At 63.2% G+C, this 20,167-nt stretch carries 19 protein-coding genes; 12 read left to right on the forward strand and 7 right to left on the reverse strand.

What is annotated here, in order from left to right:
* Positions 1–103 precede the first annotated feature (103 nt).
* From AB7F49_RS15965 to AB7F49_RS15975, 3 genes are all read left to right on the forward strand, one after another.
* Entirely contained in the window at positions 104–883 is a 780-nt protein-coding gene (locus AB7F49_RS15965; RefSeq protein WP_428524002.1) for a sulfate transporter family protein, read from the forward strand.
* Between the two features lie 183 nt (positions 884–1,066).
* Positions 1,067–1,522, forward strand: a complete 456-nt coding sequence (locus AB7F49_RS15970) for a cupin domain-containing protein (RefSeq protein ID WP_428524004.1) — start codon at positions 1,067–1,069, stop codon at positions 1,520–1,522.
* Positions 1,523–1,573: 51 nt separating this feature from the next.
* Positions 1,574–1,837: a hypothetical protein gene (locus AB7F49_RS15975; RefSeq protein WP_428524006.1), complete on the forward strand. Its 264-nt coding sequence runs from the start codon at positions 1,574–1,576 to the stop codon at positions 1,835–1,837.
* A 113-nt stretch (positions 1,838–1,950) separates the two neighbouring features.
* Here AB7F49_RS15975 and AB7F49_RS15980 read toward each other — a convergent pair whose 3' ends face one another.
* Positions 1,951–3,204, reverse strand: a complete 1,254-nt coding sequence (locus tag AB7F49_RS15980; protein ID WP_428524008.1) for a flavin-dependent oxidoreductase — start codon at positions 3,202–3,204, stop codon at positions 1,951–1,953.
* Between the two features lie 397 nt (positions 3,205–3,601).
* Between AB7F49_RS15980 and AB7F49_RS15985 the strand changes: the two genes are divergently transcribed.
* The 3 genes from AB7F49_RS15985 to AB7F49_RS15995 all read left to right on the forward strand — a co-directional run bounded on the left by AB7F49_RS15985 (position 3,602) and on the right by AB7F49_RS15995 (position 7,633).
* The gene (locus tag AB7F49_RS15985; protein WP_428524056.1) at positions 3,602–5,800 is read left to right on the forward strand and encodes a CHASE2 domain-containing protein; all 2,199 of its coding nucleotides are present in this window, start codon (positions 3,602–3,604) and stop codon (positions 5,798–5,800) included.
* Between the two features lie 168 nt (positions 5,801–5,968).
* A complete protein-coding gene (locus AB7F49_RS15990) occupies positions 5,969–6,796 on the forward strand; it encodes an MBL fold metallo-hydrolase (protein ID WP_428524010.1) in 828 nt (275 codons plus the stop codon).
* A gap of 123 nt (positions 6,797–6,919) precedes the next feature.
* A complete protein-coding gene (locus AB7F49_RS15995) occupies positions 6,920–7,633 on the forward strand; it encodes a Crp/Fnr family transcriptional regulator (RefSeq protein WP_428524012.1) in 714 nt (237 codons plus the stop codon).
* A gap of 40 nt (positions 7,634–7,673) precedes the next feature.
* On the opposite strand, the gene AB7F49_RS16000 is transcribed toward AB7F49_RS15995, so the two are convergent.
* On the reverse strand, positions 7,674–8,345 hold the full coding sequence (locus AB7F49_RS16000) for a transglutaminase-like cysteine peptidase (protein WP_428524014.1): 672 nt from the start codon (positions 8,343–8,345) through the stop codon (positions 7,674–7,676).
* A 199-nt stretch (positions 8,346–8,544) separates the two neighbouring features.
* Positions 8,545–8,748: a CsbD family protein gene (locus AB7F49_RS16005; protein WP_428524016.1), complete on the reverse strand. Its 204-nt coding sequence runs from the start codon at positions 8,746–8,748 to the stop codon at positions 8,545–8,547.
* 126 nt (positions 8,749–8,874) lie between these two features.
* Here AB7F49_RS16005 and AB7F49_RS16010 point away from each other — a divergent pair, with 126 nt between their 5' ends.
* Positions 8,875–9,090 (forward strand): hypothetical protein, encoded by a 216-nt coding sequence (locus tag AB7F49_RS16010; RefSeq protein ID WP_428524018.1) that lies wholly within the window; start codon positions 8,875–8,877, stop codon positions 9,088–9,090.
* A 6-nt stretch (positions 9,091–9,096) separates the two neighbouring features.
* Here the strand turns inward: AB7F49_RS16010 and AB7F49_RS16015 are convergent, their stop codons facing one another.
* From AB7F49_RS16015 to AB7F49_RS16030, 4 genes are all read right to left on the reverse strand, one after another.
* Positions 9,097–9,960 carry a sugar phosphate isomerase/epimerase family protein gene (locus AB7F49_RS16015; protein WP_428524020.1) on the reverse strand — a complete coding sequence of 288 codons (864 nt, stop codon included), beginning with the start codon at positions 9,958–9,960 and terminating at the stop codon, positions 9,097–9,099.
* Between the two features lie 152 nt (positions 9,961–10,112).
* Positions 10,113–11,297, reverse strand: coding sequence for a dihydrodipicolinate synthase family protein (locus tag AB7F49_RS16020; protein ID WP_428524022.1), 1,185 nt, complete (start codon positions 11,295–11,297; stop codon positions 10,113–10,115).
* A gap of 196 nt (positions 11,298–11,493) precedes the next feature.
* A complete protein-coding gene (locus AB7F49_RS16025) occupies positions 11,494–12,645 on the reverse strand; it encodes a Gfo/Idh/MocA family protein (RefSeq protein ID WP_428524024.1) in 1,152 nt (383 codons plus the stop codon).
* Between the two features lie 81 nt (positions 12,646–12,726).
* Positions 12,727–14,121 (reverse strand): hypothetical protein, encoded by a 1,395-nt coding sequence (locus tag AB7F49_RS16030; RefSeq protein WP_428524026.1) that lies wholly within the window; start codon positions 14,119–14,121, stop codon positions 12,727–12,729.
* A 345-nt stretch (positions 14,122–14,466) separates the two neighbouring features.
* On the opposite strand from AB7F49_RS16030, the gene otsB reads away from it, so the two are divergent.
* From otsB to AB7F49_RS16055, 5 genes are all read left to right on the forward strand, one after another.
* On the forward strand, positions 14,467–15,291 hold the full coding sequence (gene otsB, locus AB7F49_RS16035; RefSeq protein WP_428524028.1) for a trehalose-phosphatase: 825 nt from the start codon (positions 14,467–14,469) through the stop codon (positions 15,289–15,291).
* Positions 15,288–17,090: a glycoside hydrolase family 15 protein gene (locus AB7F49_RS16040; protein WP_428524030.1), complete on the forward strand. Its 1,803-nt coding sequence runs from the start codon at positions 15,288–15,290 to the stop codon at positions 17,088–17,090. Before otsB ends, AB7F49_RS16040 begins: the two co-directional genes overlap by 4 nt.
* A complete protein-coding gene (locus AB7F49_RS16045) occupies positions 17,078–18,529 on the forward strand; it encodes an alpha,alpha-trehalose-phosphate synthase (UDP-forming) (RefSeq protein WP_428524032.1) in 1,452 nt (483 codons plus the stop codon). Before AB7F49_RS16040 ends, AB7F49_RS16045 begins: the two co-directional genes overlap by 13 nt.
* 22 nt (positions 18,530–18,551) lie before the next feature.
* Positions 18,552–18,923 (forward strand): sensory rhodopsin transducer, encoded by a 372-nt coding sequence (locus AB7F49_RS16050; RefSeq protein WP_428524034.1) that lies wholly within the window; start codon positions 18,552–18,554, stop codon positions 18,921–18,923.
* Between the two features lie 353 nt (positions 18,924–19,276).
* A complete protein-coding gene (locus AB7F49_RS16055; RefSeq protein WP_428524036.1) occupies positions 19,277–20,143 on the forward strand; it encodes a hypothetical protein in 867 nt (288 codons plus the stop codon).
* Positions 20,144–20,167: the final 24 nt, after the last annotated feature.

Genomic DNA, 20,167 nt, shown 5'->3' on the forward strand with positions numbered 1-20,167 from the left:
CAGCCTACCGCCTGCCGACCGCATTCGTGGCCACACTTGTGCCGGCCGCTTGTATCTTTATGTCTAGCGGCTGATGCCGTTTCCGGGCTGGAGCCCTTCTCCGATGTTCGACGCCGCTTTCAAGGCCCTGATCCAGATGTTCTCGCCGCCGTTCCGGTCGGTGCTGATCAAGTCGATGCTGCTCGCCGTCGTGACGATCGTGCTGCTCGGCGTCGGCCTCTACAAGTTTCTCGACTGGCTGACGGTCAGCGGCGGTCTTTGGGCGGAAGGTGCGCTCGGTCCCAATTCGCACGCACCGTTGTCCTGGATCATCTGGTTCGCTTCGATCGCATCGGCCCTGGGCATCGTGGTCGGGGGCATTTTCCTGATGCCGGCGGTGACCGCGTTTGTCGGCTCATTCTTCGTCGACGAGATCGCCGAGATTGTCGAGCGCACCTATTATCCGGCCGATCCGATCGGCACGGCGCTGCCTCTCGGGCGTTCGGTTCTCGAGGGCACAAAAACCGCGCTGATCGCGCTTCTGATCTACCTGATTGCGCTGCCCTTCATCCTGTTCGCCGGGCTCGGCTTCCTGATCCTGTTCCTCGCGGCAGCCTGGCTGCTCAGCCGAGAATATTTCGAACTGGCCGCGATGCGGTTTCGTCCGCCAGCCGAGGCCAAGGCGCTCCGCAAGGCCCATCAGGCGACCATATTCACGGCGGGTCTGCTGATCGCGGCCTTTGTGTCGATTCCGATCGTCAATCTGGCCACCCCGCTATTCGGCATGGCGATGATGGTGCACTTGCACAAGAGGCTGTCCGGGCGGCGCCCGTCCGAGATCGGCAGCGCGCGGGCGGAAGCCATCCCTGGGCACCGATCCGGCACGCGGGCGCCGGCTCCCTGATCGCTGTTAACATTAAGCTCGCGTCTGCGTTGCAAAGACCCGGCTTCCGGCGCTGAATTGCGGCGTCTGCATTTACGTTCTTGCCAAAAGAGAGGGGCCGTGCCCCACGGACGCTTTTCGATCCCGTATCCTTTCTGGTTAAATGCAGCACAAGCATCGACAGACGAACGGAGTCAGGGTCCCATGCAACCGCTCTCGGCAGGCATCACCAAGGCCGCAACCGGCATCGACGGCATCGTCTGGAACATTCTCGGCCAGACTTATGTGCCCAAGGTGCTCTCGGAGCAGAGCTTCGCCTGGCATGCGACCTTCCCGCCCGGCACTTTCGTGCCCCCTCATATCCACCCGACCCAGGATGAATTCATCTACATGCTGGAGGGCAAGCTCGATTTCCTGCTCGACGGCCGCGACTATGCCGCGACCGCTGGCGACACGATCCGCTTGCCGATGCAGGTGCCGCACGGCATTTTCAACAAGTCCGACCAGCCGGTGAAGTGCATGTTCTGGGTTACCCCGACCCGCAAGCTCTATGACCTGTTCTGGGGCATCCACTCCATGAAGGAGCAGAAGCCCGACGAAGTGGTGGCGCTCGCGGCACGGCACGAGGTCATCTTCCTGCCGCCGCCTCCGGAAGCGTGATAGGGCGCAGCGTCGTCAAATCGTTATCAAACTGCACTAGATGGCGCGGTCATGCCGCGCTGGCTCAGAATTCTCTTTGTCCTCGGCATCGCTGCCATCGCGATTGCGGCGATGGCGGCGCTGTGGGGCATCAGCGGCTTCCGCGCCGACGTCCGAGAATTGGCGGCCAGCAGCGGCGATGCCGCCTTCGCCGCTCGCGCGGAGACCGCGATCCGTTACGAACAGATCATCATGTTCGGGATCCTCGCGATCAGCATCCTGCTGACCACGCTGAATCTCGGGTTGTTCAGGCGCGGCAAGGATGGGGAGGGATAGCCTTCGCTCTCTCCGGCGTCTGAAGCCCGCATGAGCGCAAGCGACATGCGGGTCGGTTTGACCTTTGTGTCGTTACGCTCGTCAGGCTACACACCACACACAAGGTCGCCGAACTATGCCGCCTTCGCCGCCGGGCGGTTGACCTGCTCGCGCGCAAAGCCCGCCGCACCGGCATAGCCGCGCACGATCGCCTTGCGCTGCTCGTAGGACAGCACGTCGTCGATATTCGCAAAGCCTTCGGGCGCACGCTCTTCCACAGCGTCGATCACGCCTTCCGGACCGCCCTTCCGGTTCATCATCACGATCTGCGTGGTCATCGGCAGCCGCTCCTGCTCATAGACGAAGAGCGCATGCCGCGGATGATCGGAATCGCGCAGGCGGTCGGCCAGGCAGCGCGCATCGAGAATCGCCTGGGACGCGCCGTTGGAGCCGACCGGATACATCGGATGCGCAGCATCGCCCAGAAGCGTCACCCGGCCATGCGACCAGCGCGGCAGGGGATCGCGGTCGCAGAGGGGATATTCCCAGAATTCCGGTGTCGCCTCGATCAGGGCCCTGGCATCGCAATAGGGGATCGCGAATTTCTGCACATGCGGCATCAGGTCCTCGAACCGGCCGGGCCGCGACCAGTCTTCCTTGCGCGGCGTGCCGCCACCCTCGGAGACCTTCACCATCACCGCCCAGTTGGTGAGACGCCTGTCCTCGCGCGATCCCTCCGCAATCGGATAGAGCACCAGCTTTCCGGCCATGCCGCCCGCGATCACCATCGAGCGGCCGGTCAGGAATTTCGGCCAATCGAGCGCGCCGCGCCACAAGACCGTGCCGGTGAAGCGCGCCGGCTCCTCGTTCGGGAAAAGCTGTGCGCGCACGAAAGAGTGCAGCCCGTCGGCGCCGATCAGTATGTCGCCCTGCGCGGTTCGGATGTGCGAGCCGGCACGGTCGAAGAAATACGCCGTGACGCCGGTCTCATCCTGGCGGAAGGAGCCGAGCCGATGCCCGGTATGGACGCGCGACTCACCCAGACGCGCCCGCGCAGCGGCATAAATCACGCCCTGCAGCCGCCCGCGATGGATCGAGAATTGCGGATAGTCGAAACCGGCATCGGTGCCTCGCGGCTCGCGCCAGATTTCCTGACCGAACCGGTTGCAGTAGAATAGCTCGTAGGTCCGAATCGCGACCGAATCGAGCCGGTCCAGCAGGCCGAGCTGCGCCAGCTCCCTGATGGCATGCGGCAGGGTATTGATTCCGACACCCAGCTCGCGGATCTGGTCAGCCTGCTCGAAAACCTCGCAGTCGATGCCCCGGGCATGCAGCATCAGCGCCGTCGTCAGGCCCCCGACCCCACCTCCTACGATGATCGCCTTCATTCCACCGACCCCTACGCTACCGATCGCCCATCATGCGCGGCGGGGGGTTAAAAGCGCAACAAAATCAATCATGCTTGGTTGACGCCGCGGCGACGATACGGCCCGATATGGTAAAATATTCTTCCGCGGATGCTCTTCGACGTCTCACACCCGCCCCCGACCCGGCATGGTTGCAGGAGGATGATCTCGGACCGCCCTGCCGGACTTCCGCCACACCGGCCGATCCGTCGAGCGCGTCAATCTGGCGCAATGCCGGGCACTCTAGTAGCGTTCGGCCGTGGCCCGACCGAATCTGAAAGACCAGCTCCATCGCCTGAACGAACGGCGCCTCGCGGTCCGCGAAAAGCGGCGGGAGGAGCGCGAGCAACGTGCCGCGCTCAGCGGCGGCTTCAGTCTTCTGCGCTGGTTCGGGCTGACACGGACCACCGGCTTTGTCCTGCTTGCAGGCTTCATGGCACTTCGGATCTGGGACCCGGCGCCGCTCGAAAATCTGCGGTGGCGAAGCTTCGATTTCTATCAAGCGCTCAAGCCGCGGGTCGCCGCGCCCGACAAGCGGCCGGCGGTGATCGTCGATATCGACGAGGCGAGCCTGCGCGCGCTCGGGCAATGGCCATGGCCGCGCACGCTGATCGCCGAACTGGTTGCACGGCTGCAGAAGGCGGGTGCGGTCGTCGTCGCGTTCGATATCCTGATGACCGAGCCCGATCGCATGTCGCCGGCCAACGTCGCGCAATCGCTTCCGCAGATCGACCAGGCGACCCGCGACAAGATGAAATCGTTGCCGAGCAACGATGACGTGCTGGCGGCGGTGATGAGTCAGGGCAAGGTCGTGATGGGACAGGCGGCGGTGATCACCCCGACCCCGGCGCCGCCGCAGACCTCTGCCCTCGCCTTTATCGGCGAACCCGGGCCCTTCCTTTTCAAGTTCGAGGGACTGCTTCGCAACATCCCGGTTCTGGACGATGCCGCCGCCGGGCGGGGCAACCTGACGCTCATTCCGGAACGCGACGGCGTGGTGCGGCGCGTGCCGCTGATCGTGGAAGCCGGGGGCCAGCGGGTGCCGGCGCTGACCATGGAAATCCTGCGGGTGGCAACCGGCGCCGGCGCGCTGCTGATCAGGACCGACGGCGCCACCGGCATCCAGGATGTCGCCATTCAGGGCATACCGGGCGCGTTCCCGACCGACAAGAACGGGCGGCTCTGGATCAACTTCGCTCCGCATGATCCCGCACGTTTCGTCTCGGCCAAGGACGTCATGGAGGGCAACTTCCCTGCCGACCGCTTCCAGGGGCGCCTGGCGCTGATCGGAACGTCGGCCGCCGGCCTGCTCGACCTCAAGGCGACGCCGGTCGAAGTCGACATGCCCGGCGTCGAGGTCCACGCGCAGATCATCGAAAACATCTTCACGCAATCGCTGCTGTCGCGGCCGGAATACGCCAACGGCGCGGAGATCGTGGTGACTGCCCTGGTCGGCATCGCCATCGTCATACTGGCTCCGCTGATGGGGGTCACGGCATTGCTGCTGTTCGGGTTTGCGGTCGCGGCAGCGCTCGCCGGCAGTTCCTGGTATCTCTACGTGCAATACGGACTTCTGTTCGACATATCGTTCCCGCTGATCGCGATCTTCGTCACCTATCTCACGCTGGTCTTCATCAATTATTTCCGCGAGCAGAAGGATCGCCGCCGGATCAGGTCCGCCTTCAGCCACTATCTCTCGCCGACGCTGGTGGAGCAGCTCGCGAATTCGCCAAAGAAGCTGGTGCTCGGCGGCGAAACCCGCGACATGACGATCCTGTTCAGCGACGTGCGCGGATTTACGACGATCTCCGAGACCTTCAAGGACGATCCGCAGGGCCTGACCAAGCTGATGAACCGGCTGCTGACGCCGCTCACCAATTCGATCATCGAGCACAAGGGCACGATCGACAAGTATATCGGCGACGCCATCATGGCGTTCTGGAATGCGCCGCTCGAGGTTCCCGGGCACGAGGTGAATGCCTGTGCTGCCGCGCTCGACATGTTGCGCAAGATCGACGAACTGAATCACGAGCGCGAAGCCGAAGCGCTGGAGGACGGCTTGCCGTTCCTGCCGATGAAAATCGGCCTTGGCATCAATAGCGGCACCTGCGTGGTCGGCAACATGGGCTCGGACCTGCGCTTCGATTATTCGGTTCTGGGCGATCCGGTGAACCTCGCCTCACGCCTCGAAGGACGCACGAAAACCTATGGCACCCCGATCATCCTCGGGGCGCGGACGGCGGAAAAGGTCAATGGCCGCTTCGCTGCACTCCGCATCGACCTGATTACCGTCAAGGGCAAGACCGAGCCCGAAAGCATCTATGCCTTGCTCGGCGATCACGCTGTTGCCGAGAGCGGCAGCTTCAGGACCATCGCCGATCTCACCGAAGAGATGCTGACCTTGTACCGAAGCCGTGACTGGGCCGGCGCGGAGAACGCGCTGCAACGGGCCAAGCAGGCCGAGGAGACCTACGGCTTGACCGAGGTGTTCGACCTCTATCTGTCTCGCATCGAGACTTTTCGTGTTGCCCCGCCGCCGGACTCGTGGGATGGCGTATTTGCGTATGAAACTAAATAGTGGCGAGCGCCCGATCGAAATGAGACTCCAACCGCCCACTTGCATCGAACGCGACCGCCCGCGCGGGCCAAACGCAAAAGCGCGTGATCGAGCTTGTGGCGGGCCGGAATGGCCGCTTACGATGCGCCCAGCGCTTTAGCGGCCGCAACGCGGGGAGCGGATACGTCAATGTCAGACTTCACGATCCGGTTCTGGGGCGTGCGCGGCTCGGTCCCCTGCCCCGGACCCGCGACAAAGCGTTACGGCGGAAATACCCCTTGCGTTGAGGTGCGCTGCGGTCAGCGCCTGCTCATTCTCGACGCCGGTACCGGGCTGCGCGAGCTCGGCGACAAGCTGATGCAAGATGGCGAAGCCATCGATGCGGACCTGCTTCTGACTCACTGTCACTACGATCACGTCATCGGCATTCCGTTCTTTGCGCCGTTCTATCAGCCGCAGCACCGCTTCCGGATATGGGCGGGCAACCTGCTGCCCGACTTCCGGCTGAAGTCCGTGATGCATTCCATGATGAGCGAACCGCTATTCCCGGTCGGCATCGACAGGTTTCAGGCGGATATCGAGTTTTGCGACTTCAAGGCGGGCGAACCGGTCGCTCCGGGCGGCGGCGTGACGATACGCACGGTCGCGCTCAACCACCCGGGCGGCGCCACCGGCTACCGCATCGACTACAAGGGCCGGTCGGTCGCCTATCTCACCGACAATGAGGGACGGCCAGAAGATCGCGACGAGGCCCTGATCGCGGCAGCCCGCGGCGCGGATCTCGTCATTTACGACACCGCCTATACCGAGGACGAGATCGAAGCCAAAAAGGGCTGGGGGCATTCGACCTGGCAGGATGGCGTGCGGCTGGCGGATGCTGCCTCGGTCAAGACCTTCTGCCTGTTTCATCACGCGCCCGAGCACGACGACGCGACAATGGACGAATTGCTGGCGAAGGCGCGGCTGGCAAGGCCGGGAACCATCGCGGCCATGGAAGGCCTGGTCATCGACTTGTAGTCCTTACCTGTCGCAATTCCGGTTGCCTTGAGCAGCCTCATTCGATTCTTGCCGATGCGCTTGGGACATGAAAGGAATCGGCTGGACGCGCCGGATTCTCCCGATCGGTCGTTGGAGTGACCAATGGATTTGGGCTATCTCGCCACCTACCTGATCGATTTTATCAGGTCCAAGATGGACCTGGCGAATCTGCTCGGCCTGATCGGCGGCATCTTCTACGTCGCCTCGGTCACACTGCGCACCATGATCCCGCTGCGCATTGCCGCGATCATCAGCAACATCCTGTTCATGGGTTATGGCCTTCTTGCCAAGGCACTGCCGACCTTCTTCATGTATGCCGTGTTGCTGCCGATCAATGTCTTCCGGCTTTACCAGATCCAGCAACTGGTCAAGCGCGTGAAGGTCGCCTCGCAGGGCGACCTCGACATGGAATGGCTGAAGCCGTTCATGACGAAGCGAAACTTCAAAGCGGGCGACGTGCTGTTTCACAAGGGCGATGTGGCAAACGCCATGTATTACACGGTAACCGGCAAGTTCCTGGTCAAGGAATTCGGCGTCGAATTGCCGCCCGGCCGCGTCATGGGAGAACTCGGCTTCCTTGCACCCGACAACAAGCGCACCGCGACCGTCGAATGCATCGAGGATGGCCAGGTGCTGTTCATCATCTACGACAAGGTGCGCGAGTTGTATTTTCAGGATCCGGATTTCGGGTTCTATTTCCTGAAGCTGACGAGCGAGCGCCTGCTGCAGAATATGGCCCGTCTGGAACAGGAGATCGATGTCTACAAGGCGCGCATCCAGGCCCTGGAGGCCGCGGCCGACACGCGCACGACATAGGCGCGCCGCGCGACCCAGTTCGCGCGTCACAGGTCCGGGTTCACATGACGCCGCCGTCGTCCTGCGGAGCAGCCGTTTCAAGCGCCGCATAATGCGGATGGTCAACGTCGGGCGAGAGTTGCGCCAGCACGCGGTAGCGGGTATCGGCAAGATCGACGAGCGCGAAGGTACGGTTGTCGAGCAACAGCCACCGTCCATCGACACGCGCGGCGGCGACGGCATGATCCCGTCGCATCACGTGATCATGTACGATGATCATCCTGAGATCGTCGCGCGCGATACCGGCCGCCTGCAGCGCGAGCAGTTTCAGGATTGCGTAATCTTCGCAATCGCCGGCGCCGGCACTGACGGTTTCAAGCGGGCTTGCCCAGTGGTCGGCGACGCCGAACCGAAGCACGTCGCTTGCCGGGCGGATCATGAGATTCACCGCGCGGTTGATACCCCCGATCCGGGCGCGACCCTCGCGTGACCGCCCCTCTTCGATGATCGATCGCAGACGCGTCTCGCCGTCATCGCAAGAGGACAATTCCGCGACGCAAGCTGCAAGCCGGAACTCGTCTTCCGACATCCGGCGCGTCGCAGCATGCCATTTCAGCGCGAGCCTGAAATGTCGAGCCTCCGAAGTCGCCTGAAACCGGCCTTCCTCGGCGTGCATCATGCCCGGCCGCATGCAGGCCAATGCAACAAGGATTACCCCCGCGACGCGCAGCATTTCCCCATCCCCGCGAGGCCGCGATTGCCGGGTCTTCAGCCCGTTGTGACGGCCATTCGCAGTGGTTGTAGGGTCGCAAGAATGCGATCCGGTTAAAGGCTTGCGCAACGTTGCGGGAATGGTGAACGCATTCTACCGCGCAGGCGAAAGAGGCCCCGCGATCGGAGGCCTCTTTCTTCAAGGTGAGATGTGCAGATTGTTACCAGCGCTGCGAGCCGTACCAGGTATCGACGTCTTTCTTGACCTGATCCTTGGCAAGGCCGTAACGCTCCTGAATCTTGCCTTCGAGCTGGTCGCGGCGACCGTTGATGGTGTCGAGGTCATCGTCAGTCAGCTTGCCCCACTGCTCCTTGACCTTGCCCTTCAGCTGCTTCCAGTTACCTTCCACACGATTCCAGTCCATCGTGATACCTCCGCTGCGTTGTTGTGAAATCAGTACCCCGGCAACGCGCGGGACCGATCAATGTTCCGGACGGAACGGACGCCGTGGCGGCGCGTTGGTTTCGGTTTCCACAACTGGGATTGCGACATGGAAGATCCGAAAAACCGCCCCTCTCCCGACACCGTTTCGAACCGGGGGCGTCCGGCGCGCAAGAGCGACGTGATCCAACCCGTCACCAAGGACGATGATGTGGCGCTCGAAACCTACGAGCAAAGCCCGGAGCGTCCGGGCGGCGATGAGCGAAATCGGCCTGCAACGCCCGATGGTCCGCTGCCGGACAAGGAGCGCGCGACGCCCGACTGATCTCAGTCAGACCACCGTGCGATAGCGCGCAATCACAGTGTCCAGCACTTCGTCGAGCGGGCGCGACCACCAATCGCTGGACAGCAGTTCCACCTCGACGAATCCGTCAAAGCCTTGCGCTTCGACGGCGCGGCGATAGGCCGGAATGTCGATCACGCCGTCGCCCATCATGCCGCGATCGAGCAGCATGTCCTTGGTCGGCACCAGCCAGTCGCAGACATGGAAAGCGAGCAGCCGCTTCTTTCCAATACGCGCGATCTGGCTCCACACATCGGAATCCCACCACACGTGATAGGTATCGATCGCAACGCCGACCACGCCGGTTCGCTGCGGATCGAGCCTGTCGCAAATGTCGAGCGCCTGCCGCACCGTGTTCACGCAGGCGCGGTCGGCGGCATACATCGGATGCAGCGGTTCGATCGCGAGCGGCATGCCGGCGTTCTGCGCATGCGGCAAGACCTCGGCCAGCGCCTCGGTCACCTGCGCCTGCGCCGCACGAATATCCTTTGATGGATCCGATCCCGGCCGGGAATATTGCGGCAGACCTCCCACCACCATCACGAGGCATGGTGAACCAAGCGCCGCAGCCTCGTCGATCGCGCGCCGATTCTCATCGAGCATCTCCTGCCGGTGCGCGGCATCGGACGTCAACATGCCGCCCCGGCAATAGCCTGAAAGCTTCAGCCCGGCATCGCGCACCGCCGCGACGGCGCGCTCAAGCCCGACATGCGCCACCTGATCTCTCCAGGGCGACACCGCACGGATGCCGCGCCGCGCGCAGGCCTCGACGATGCCGATCAAATCCGCCTGCTGGCGGACGGTGGCGGTGTTGATGGAGAGCCAGTTATGATCGTTGGAGAGATCGCGCATGACACCATTCTCGTGTCCCGGACGTGGTGCAGCACAAGCGAAGCGAAGTGGTACACCGCAGAGCCGGAGCCCCGTTCAGAAAAGATGGATTCCGGCTCTGCAGCGAGCCGTTGCACGCTGCGCTACGCCCGGGACACGAAGTCTCAGCATCATCACATCCCCCGCACCGCCAGCAACGTCCGCATGCGCTCGACCGCAAGCTCCGGATCGCGCAGCAGCCCCGCCGCATCGGCGAGCCGGAAAATCTCGGTAAGGTGCAGCGTCGAGCGCGCGCTTTCCTGCCCGCCGACCATGATGAAATGATCCTGATGACCGTTGAGGAAGGCCATGAACACCACGCCTGTCTTGTAGAACCGTGTCGGCGCCCGGAAGATATGCCGCGACAGCGGCACGGTGGGCCCGAGAATGCCGTGGAAGGTTTTGTTGTCGTCCTTCGCTAGCGCCATCAATGCAGCCGCGGCCGCCGGCGCGATCGCATCGAAGATGCCGAGCAGCGCATCGGAATGGCCTTGCGCGTCACCCGCGATCAGTTCGGCATAGTTGAAGTCGTCGCCGGTATACATGCGCACGCCTTTCGCAAGGCGGCGCCGCATCGCGATTTCCTTGTCCTTGTCGAGCAGCGAAATCTTGACGCCGTCGACCTTGGCGGCATGCGCGTTGATGATCTCGACCGCGACGTCCATCGCCGCTTCGAGATTGTCCGTGCCCCAGTAGCCAGCCAGCGCCGGATCGAACATGTCGCCCAGCCAGTGGATGATCACCGGTTCTCTCACCTGCGACAGCACGCGGCCATAGACCTTGCGGTAATCGTCGCCCGACCTCGCGACCCGCGCCAGCGCGCGCGAGGCCATCAGGATGATCCGACCGCCGAACGCCTCGATGGCGGCAATCTGCTCCTCATAGGCGCGGATCACGTCGTCGATGTTCCTTGCGTCCTCCGGCGCAAGCTGATCGGTGCCGGCACCGGAAAAGACCAGCCCCTTGCGCGGCTTTGCCGCCGCGACCGAGCGGCGGATGAGTTCGAGCGATTGCGGCCAGCTCATGCCCATGCCGCGCTGCGCGGTGTCCATCGCCTCCGCAACGCCGAAACCGAGATCCCAGAGATGCTCGCGAAACGCGATGGTGCGGTCCCAGTCAACCGGCGCATCGAGCCAGGGATCGGAATCGGCCAGCGGATCGGCCACAACATGCGCGGCCGCAAATGCGATCCGGTTCAGCGGCGCGCTGACCTTTGCCGGAAAATCGGCCGGCGCGGAGACCGCGAAGTCTTCCATGCTGCGGTCGGCGCGCGGCAGCGCGATGGTGAGGCCGGCACGCGGGCGTTCATAGCGGTTCATGGCAAAACCTCCCGACTTGCTCTGCTCTTACCTCTCCCCGCCTGCGGGGAGAGGTCGGTCGACTGAGTGCAACGAAGGAGACCGGGTGAGGGGAGCTTCCACACGACCTGATACCTCAGCATTGCCCCTCGCCCCACCCCTCTCCCCGTAAGAACGGGGAGAGGGAGCCCATTGTGCGCGTTGCGGCACAGAGGCTCTAAACCTTCAACGCCGGCACATCGACGAACCGCCGTTCCTTCCAGCTCTGCAGCGCGCATTCGACAAGCTGCACGCCCTTGGCGCCTTCGATCAGGGTGTAGCGGTACGGCGCATCCTCGACCACATGGCGGATGAACATCTCCCACTGCACCTTGAAGCCATTGTCATAAACGGTGTTGTCCGGCACCGGCTGCCAGGTGTCGTAGAAATCGATCGGCTGCCTGACGTCCGGATTCCACACCGGGCGCGGCGTGCCCTGGCGCGGCTGGATCACGCACTCGGTCAGACCGGCGACGGCCGAGCCGTTCACGCCATCGACCTGGAATGTGACGAGATCGTCGCGATAGACGCGCGTCACCCAGCTCATGTTGATATGCGCGATTACGCCGCCCTCCAGCTCGAAGGTGGCGTAGGCCGCATCATCCGCCGTTGCCTTGTATTCCTTGCCGTTCTCGTCCCACCGCTTCGGAATATGCAGCGCGCCGAGGCATGACACGCTTTTCACCTCGCCGAACAGATTGTCGAGCACGTAGCGCCAGTGGCAGACCATATCGAGAATGATGCCGCCGCCGTCTTCGCTGCGATAATTCCATGACGGGCGCTGCGCCGGCTGCCAGTCACCCTCGAAAACCCAATACCCGAATTCGCCGCGCACCGCGATCATGCGGCCGAAGAAGCCGGAATCGCGGAGCATTTTCAGCTTGAGCAGACCCGGCAGGAACAGCTTGTCCTGCACCACGCCGTTCTTCACGCCGGCCTTCTGCGCAAGCCGGCAGGCCTTCAGCGCGGATTGCAGATCGGTCGCGATCGGCTTCTCGCAATAGACATGCTTGCCATGCGCGATCGCCTTTTCCAGGAGCTCGGGCCGCATCTGGGTGGTGCCAGCGTCGAAAAACACTTCATCGTCCGGATTGAGGAGCGCCTTGTCGAGATCGGTGGCCCAGCGGGTCACGCCATATTGCTGCGCCAGCGCGGAAATCTTGTCCGGATTTCGCCCGACAAGGATCGGGTCCGGCATCACGCGGCTGCCGTCCGACAGCACCACACCGCCCTGCTCGCGAATGGCCAGGACCGAGCGGATGAGGTGTTGATTCATCCCCATCCGCCCGGTCACACCATGCATGATGATCCCGAGCCGTCGCGCCGCCATCTCCTGGGTCCTCACTCGCTGCTTTGCCGGCTCTTTTAACCGGTTGGTTAAAAGATGAAAAGGCCCCTTCCTTCCCTCGATTTACTGGGGCGCAGGCTCCTGGAAATCGGTCGCGGAGCGGCGGATGTACTGAGGGTCTACACCGGACGCAAACCCGGGTTGCGACAGCGACCCGATCGCAAGCGCTCCGCCGCAGATCGCCAGCCGAGCCTGTCCGTCGCGCTCTTCGTACAGGTCGGGGTGAGCGCTCCTGAAGGCCCGCATTTCCTCGGCCCGAGTGGACGGGAAACCGCCGACAAAATGATGCCCGTTGCGCTCCGAATGCGCGATCCCGTGGAAGGCCAGGAGGGCCAGATCCTGCTGGACCGCCAGGCCGGCCTGACAGGTTAGGTCCTCGGCGGCGACGAAGGTTCGCGCCGTTCCCGTCTCCAGCCAGCGCGCCGCCCGCGCTCCATTGACCAATGACTTGTAGATGCCCTTGCAGGCCTTTGAGGATATGCCGCGATAACCGAGCGCGACCGCTTGCGGGAAGGTGTCGTAGTCGCTCTCCGCTTCGTCCACGATGACGGCGAAGCTCTCTCCAAACGTGCCGAGCGGAGTTGTGACGGTCAGATCGCGCGGCAGGGGCTGCTCCACATACAGCAGCCGTTGCAGAAAATTTCCAAATTGCGCCTGGCGCAGCAGCGCGTCGCCGAGCGCGGTCAGGGCGTCATGGCTGCCATATTGCTCGTTGGCGTCCAGCGTGATGCGATAATCGAAGTCGCCCGCGTCGAGCTTACGCGCGATGCGTTGGAGCCGGTCTACGTCCGCCGCGACATCGCCGGACAGCTTGAGCTTGAAATAGCGGCAGCCGGTCAGCCGATGAATATCCGGAAGCTGTTCGACCGGATCGGCCATGCCGACGGTATGCCGCACCATGATGCGCGACAGCGGCTTGCGGCTTTGCAGATAGCCTGCAATCGCCAAGTCATCGATGTCGGGGGTGAGCCGCGCATCGAGTCCCGCGATGTTGCTGCGGAGCCCGCTGAAGACATCGAGGCGATGAGCGCGCAACAGCGCATCGAGGATCGCCTTGTCGATCTGCGCAGGCCCGAATGCGGCAGCCAGGCCCGGAATGCCTTCGCGCGCACAGGCTTGCAGCACCGCGGCATGGCAAGCCGCATGATGCCCAAACGCGGTATCGAGCGCCTGCCGTTGCAGATATGCATCGCGCGCGATCACCAGCGCGCGCCGCAACTGCGCGACGGTTTCGTCCGGGGTCAGTGCCGGATCCTTGTTGAACCATTTCGGCACCATCAGCTCAGCCGTGGCGCCGAGGCTGACCTGGCTGCCTTGGCTGTCCCCGGTCTCGATTTCCACGAACAGGAAGAGCTGGGACGCGGCGGTAACGGTGGCGGAGCCGAAGCGGAAGGGTATGCGAAACGGAACCGGCCGTTCGAACCATGTGATCGAACCGATACGCAAACGCGGCGCCATGCCTCACCCGGAAGTTCCGATTAACCCGATGGCTGAATCGTCGAAATTTCCCGCTCCGGGTCAAGCACGGTTAGGGCCGGCGCCGAATGGAACTTTGCGCGCGGTTTTGCGTTGCACCCAAGCGGGTTCCCATAACCGCCACGAAGGGTTAAATCGCCTGCCGGTCGTGAAAGGAAACCGCAATCCAAATCCGCCGCCCAAACCCGCCGCTTGCCTGGGCTCAAATTGACGCCACTTCCGTGGGGCACGCCTGCCTCCCCCATGGTCTCCAAACAACCGGCCGCCTCACGACGCCGCGACTGCAGCGAAGCGACGGTGGCTGGAAGATGAGTTAGCCTGCGCCGCATGCCTGACAGCCTTGCCAAGACCGATCAAGATAGCCGCGAATTCTCCGTGGATCCCGCCCCTCCCGCGAAGCCGCGCCCCGACCAGCTACCTCCCACGATCGACCCTCATACCAACGCGATTTTCCTCGATATCGACGGCACCTTGCTCGATATTGCCTCCACCCCGCTTGAGGTGAAGGTGTCGGATGCGTTGCGGGCGACGCTGGCAGCTCTTTCAAGAGAATTTGCGGGCGCCGTGGCCTTTGTCAGCGGCCGGCCAATTGCCGAGATGGACCGACTGTTCGATCCGCTGCGGCTCGCCGCCGTCGGCGGTCACGGTGCGGAAATCCGCTTCGCACCCGATGGCAAGATCAGGCGGGCCGACAACGCGATGCTGGACGATGCCTTGCGCGCTGAATTCTCGCGAATCGGCCGCATCGGCGACGGGGTGATCGTCGAAGACAAAGGCTATTCGCTGGCGATCCATTATCGGCTGGCGCCGCATCTGGGCGGCGAGATCATGAAAAGCGTCACCGCTGTCTGCAAAAATGATCGCTGCGACTCGCTCGAAATTCTTCCCGGTAAGGCCGTGGTCGAGATCAAGCCCGGCGGCTATGACAAAGGCACCGGACTGCGGGAGATGATGAGCGTGCCGCCTTTCACTGGTCGCAAGCCGATCTTCGTCGGCGACGACGTCACCGACAATGCCGCATTCGCGGTACTGCCGGATTTTCACGGCACCGGCTTCTCGGTCGGCGGAGTCGTACCGGGAACGAGCTTCAATTTCGACGGACCGCAGGATGTGCGTGGATGGTTGCGTCATCTCAGCGAGGAGCGCCGATGACGCAGCCGAGGGTAGATTACGGCCTCGACCTCGCGATCATCGGCAATGGCCGCACCGCGGCCCTGCTCGAGCCCGGCTCACGCATCACCTGGTGGTGTTTTCCGCGCTTCGACAGCGATCCGGTATTCTGCCGGCTGCTCGCGGGCGATGAAGAAAAAGGCTTCACCGACGTCGTGCTTGACGGCATCCGCGATGTGAAATCGCAATATCTGCGCAACACACCGATCGTCGTCACCGAACTCACCGACGCGCATGGCGGCGCCGTGCGCATCACCGATTTCGCGCCGCGATTCCAGAATCTCGACCGCACCTATCGCGCACCGCAATTGATCCGCATCATCGAGCCGATTGCCGGATTGCCGCGCATCACCATCCGGTTCCGCCCCACCTACGATTACGGCATTCCGGTCACGCATCAGGCGCTCGGCAGCAACCACATCCGCTATTGGGGCGGCGCGATGCAATTGCGGCTCACCACCGACGCACCGCTGTCCTACATCGAGCGCGAATCCTCGTTTGTGCTGACGCGCCCACTCTACATGGTGTTCGGCGCCGACGAGCCATTTCCCGCCGCGCTGGGACCGACCTGCCGCGATTTTCTCGACAAGACCAGAGACTATTGGCGCGAATGGGTACGGCGGCTCAATCTGTCCTATGACTGGCAGGACGCGATGATCCGCTCGGCCATCACCCTGAAGCTTTCGAATTTCGAGGAAACCGGCGGCATCGTCGCGGCTCACACCACCTCGATCCCGGAATCCCCGCACTCGCAACGCAACTGGGACTACCGGTTCTGCTGGCTGCGCGACGCGTATTTCGTGGTGAAGGCGCTGAACCGGATCGGCGCCACCCGCACGATGGAAGACTTCATCCTCTACATCATCAACCTCGTGTCCGAGGAGGCGGAGACGATCCGTCCGGTCTATCCGATCGTGCCGGCCGACCCGATGGACGAGCGCGTCGCGGAAAATCTTGCAGGCTTCCGCAGCGACGGACCGGTCCGCATCGGCAACGCGGCCGCCGAACAGGCACAACACGACACCTATGGCAGCGTGATTCTTGCTGCGATGCCGATGTTCTTCGACCGCCGGCTGCCGCAGATGGGAGACGAATCGCTGTTCCATCTGCTCGAAGTTCTGGGCCGCAAGGCCGAACGGCTCGCGCTCACGCCGGACGCCGGCATCTGGGAATATCGCGGGCGCCAGCGCGTCCACACGCATTCCGTCGCGATGTGCTGGGCCGGCTGCAACCGTCTCGCTGCGATCGCGCAGAGGCTCGGTTCTGTCGAACGCGCCAATCACTGGAACGACGTCGCCGACCGCCTGCACGCCGCCATGATGGAGAAGTCCTGGAACGCGAAGCGCGGTGCGTTCACGGCGGCGTTCGGCTCCGACGACCTCGATGCCAGTGTGCTGCTGATGCATGAACTGGGCGTGGTGGAAGCCGAGGACCCGCGCTTCGTCTCGACCGTTGCCGCCATGGAACGTGAACTTCTGCGCGGCAACCACGTTATGCGCTACGCCAGTCCGGACGATTTCGGCGTGCCGGAGGGCGAATTCCTGATCTGCCGATTCTGGCTGATCGATGCCTGGTGGTCGCTCGGCCGCAAGCAGGAGGCGCGCGACCTGTTCGTTGACGCGCTCAAATACACCAATCGCTACGGCCTGCTGGCGGAGCATATTCACATGCAGAACGGGCAGCTCTGGGGCAACTTCCCGCAGACCTACTCGATGGCGGGCCTGATCCTGACCGCGATGCGTCTGTCACGAAGCTGGGAGGACCGGTATTGGCGCGGCTAGTCGTCGTATCGAACAGGGTGTCGGCACCGAAGTCCGTCACCCGGGCCGGCGGCCTCGAGGTCGCCGTGATGGCGTCGCTCAAGCGCAATCCCGGTATCTGGTTCGGCTGGAGCGGAAAGCTGTCGACCAACATCCTGGCGACCCGCACCATCGAGGGCGACCCGGTCTCCTTCGTGCTCACCGACCTGCCCAAGGCGGCCTATGACGAATTCTATTACGGCTTTGCCAACCGCGTGCTGTGGCCGATTCTGCATTACCGCCTCGACCTCGCGGAATTCTCGCGCCAGGACCTTTCGGGCTACACGCAGATCAACGATCACTTTGCCGACGAACTGCACGAACTGCTGAAGCCCGACGACGTCGTCTGGGTTCACGACTACCATTTCCTGCTGCTGGCGAAGGCACTGCGCGAACGCGGACACCGCAACCGCATCGGCTTTTTCCTGCACACGCCGTTTCCGCCGGTGGAGATCATCACCGGATTGCCGCACCATGAGCGCATCATCTCCGCACTCTGCCACTACGATCTTTGCGGCTTCCAGACCGAGACCGACGCTGCGAATTTCGCTCGCTATGTGGAAAGCGAGTGCCACTTTCCAGGGGACCGCAAGCGCGGCTACGACACCGGTGAGCGCATCGTGCGCATCGGTGACTTCCCGGTCGGGGTGGAAACCGACAGCTTCAACAAGATGGCGCGCCGCGCCATCAGGTCGTCCTTCGCCGACGGCGTGCTGTCGTCGCTGTCCGGCCGCGCCATGATCATCGGTGTCGACCGCCTCGATTATTCGAAGGGCATCCAGAACCGCCTCGAGGCTTTCGAGCGCTTCCTCGCCACCTACCCGGAATGGCGTGACAACGTGACCTATCTCCAGATCACGCCCAAGAGCCGTTCCGAAATTCCCGAATACATGGACATGGAGCGCAACGTCTCCTCGACCGTCGGCCGGGTGAACGGCCAGTACGGAGAGGCATCGTGGACGCCCATCCGTTACGTCAATCGCGCGCATACCAGAACCGCCCTGGCCGGGCTCTACCGCGCCGCGCGTGCGGCGCTGGTCACCCCGCTGCGCGACGGCATGAACCTGGTCGCCAAGGAATATGTGGCGGCGCAGGATGCCGACGATCCGGGCGTGCTGATCCTGTCGCGGTTCGCGGGCGCCGCCGTGGAATGCAAGCCTGCTCTGCTGGTCAATCCCTACGACACGGAGGCGGTCGCCGCCGCCATATACCGCGCTCTGACCATGCCGATCGAGGAACGCCGCGCCCGGCACAACGCGCTCTACGCCATTCTTGCAAAGAACGACATCAACGAATGGCCGGGCCGCTTCCTGACCGCGCTGACCGGAGCGGAGACCCTCGGAGCAACCGCAAGCGCCGGTTCGCTGCCTCATTCGGCGTCCGCGGTCCCGGAGGGGCGCAGCGCCTATCGTCCGAACTGACAGAAAAGCGAGGAGACAAGCCATGCCGGCGATCGGAAAAACGCGATGGGCCATTCCCGAGGGCTACATTCCGTCCGAGAGCATTTCGCAGCACCGTGCCCTGCTTTCCCATGAGACCGCCTGTATCCTCAATGCCGGGGAGCGCGACGCCAAGATCCGGCTCAGCGTGTTTTTCGCGGATCGCGAGCCGGTGCACTATCGCGTCTCGGTGCCGGCGCGTCGCACCCTGCATCTGCGCTTCAACGATCTGAAAGATCCCGAGCCGGTGCCGCTCGACACCGACTATGCATCGGTATTCGAATCCGACGTGCCGATTGTGGTCCAGCACACGCGGCTCGACTCGCGGCGCGCCGAAATTGCGCTGCTGTCGACCGTGGCTTACGGAGAGGATTGAGCCGCAAACCGCGACCCTCGCAGAGTAGCCTCGCTATAGCCGGTTGAACGATGCAGCCGGTGTCCTGCTGTCCTGCATCCGCCCCGGCCCAAGCCAAACCCCAGCCCATGCGAAAGAGGTGACGGCCGAGCAGGCGGACTATCGGTATTCTAGTTGCGAACGCTTCCTAATAGCGATACAGGAGATGGAGCAGGTTCGGCGATCGTGCGTCGATCCGACCAGATAGAGCGGGACGCGGGGGCGATATGTTGCAGCATGGGACTTCAGCACCGAGCCTGCGGAAGCCGACTCGGGCGAGCAGGCAGTTGCGGTTTCTGACCTGTCTTGTCCTTGTCTGCGCCGCACCAGTCGCGATGACCGTGAACGCGGACGCTCAAACCAAGAGCGGCACGGATGGTGACAAGCCAGATGGCGTTCCGGAGGTGCCCGGCGACGACATTTTCGGTTTCACCTCCGCGACCGATGTCGGGAACAAGGGCGATCTCGGCTTCGCCGACGAACTGAACGGATTCGAGGGCAAGCGCACCGGCAGCTACAACGTTCTGAGCAACAAGGCGGAACTCGGCTACACCTTCGCGGAGAACTGGTGGATGGCTGGCTCCGCCTTCGTCGCCAACCATCGCATCCGCGGCGTCACCGAACTCGACGATCGCAGCTCTACCGCATTCGAGGGGCTCACTTTCGAACTCAAGCATCGGCTGGTCGAGCGCAGTGCCACAAATCCCTTTGCCGTTACCCTTTCGTTCGAGCCGTACCGGGCATGGATCGACCTCACCAGCGGCAAACGCACCGACGGCTACGGCGCAGCGGTGAAAATCCTGGTCGACGCGGCGCTGGTGCCCGACCGGGTTTACTGGGCCGCCAACGCGATCTGGGTCGGCCAGCGCCAGCAATTGATCGAGGACCGCAGCACCTGGGTGGAATCGTCCGGTTCGTGGCTTTCGACTGCGCTTTCGTTTCAGCTGTCGAAGAATCTGTTCGTCGGAGCGGAACTGCGGCAGTTGATGGCTTATGCAGGGACCCGGTTCAACGAACGCGTGGGCTACGCCTATTATCTCGGACCGACGCTGCTCTGGAAGATCACGGACAAGATCGCCTTCAACGCGACATGGCAGCCGCAAATCTCCGGCCGCTCGATCGACAATCCCGATCTGCGCTACGATCTCGACAATTTCGACCGCGCGCAGTTTCGCTTCAAGCTGGCGGTGGGATTGAATTGACAACGGCTTTCATTTCCGCAGCCG

This window comes from Pseudorhodoplanes sp. (assembly GCF_050250235.1).
In the GTDB taxonomy this organism is placed as follows: Bacteria; Pseudomonadota; Alphaproteobacteria; order Rhizobiales; family Xanthobacteraceae; genus Pseudorhodoplanes.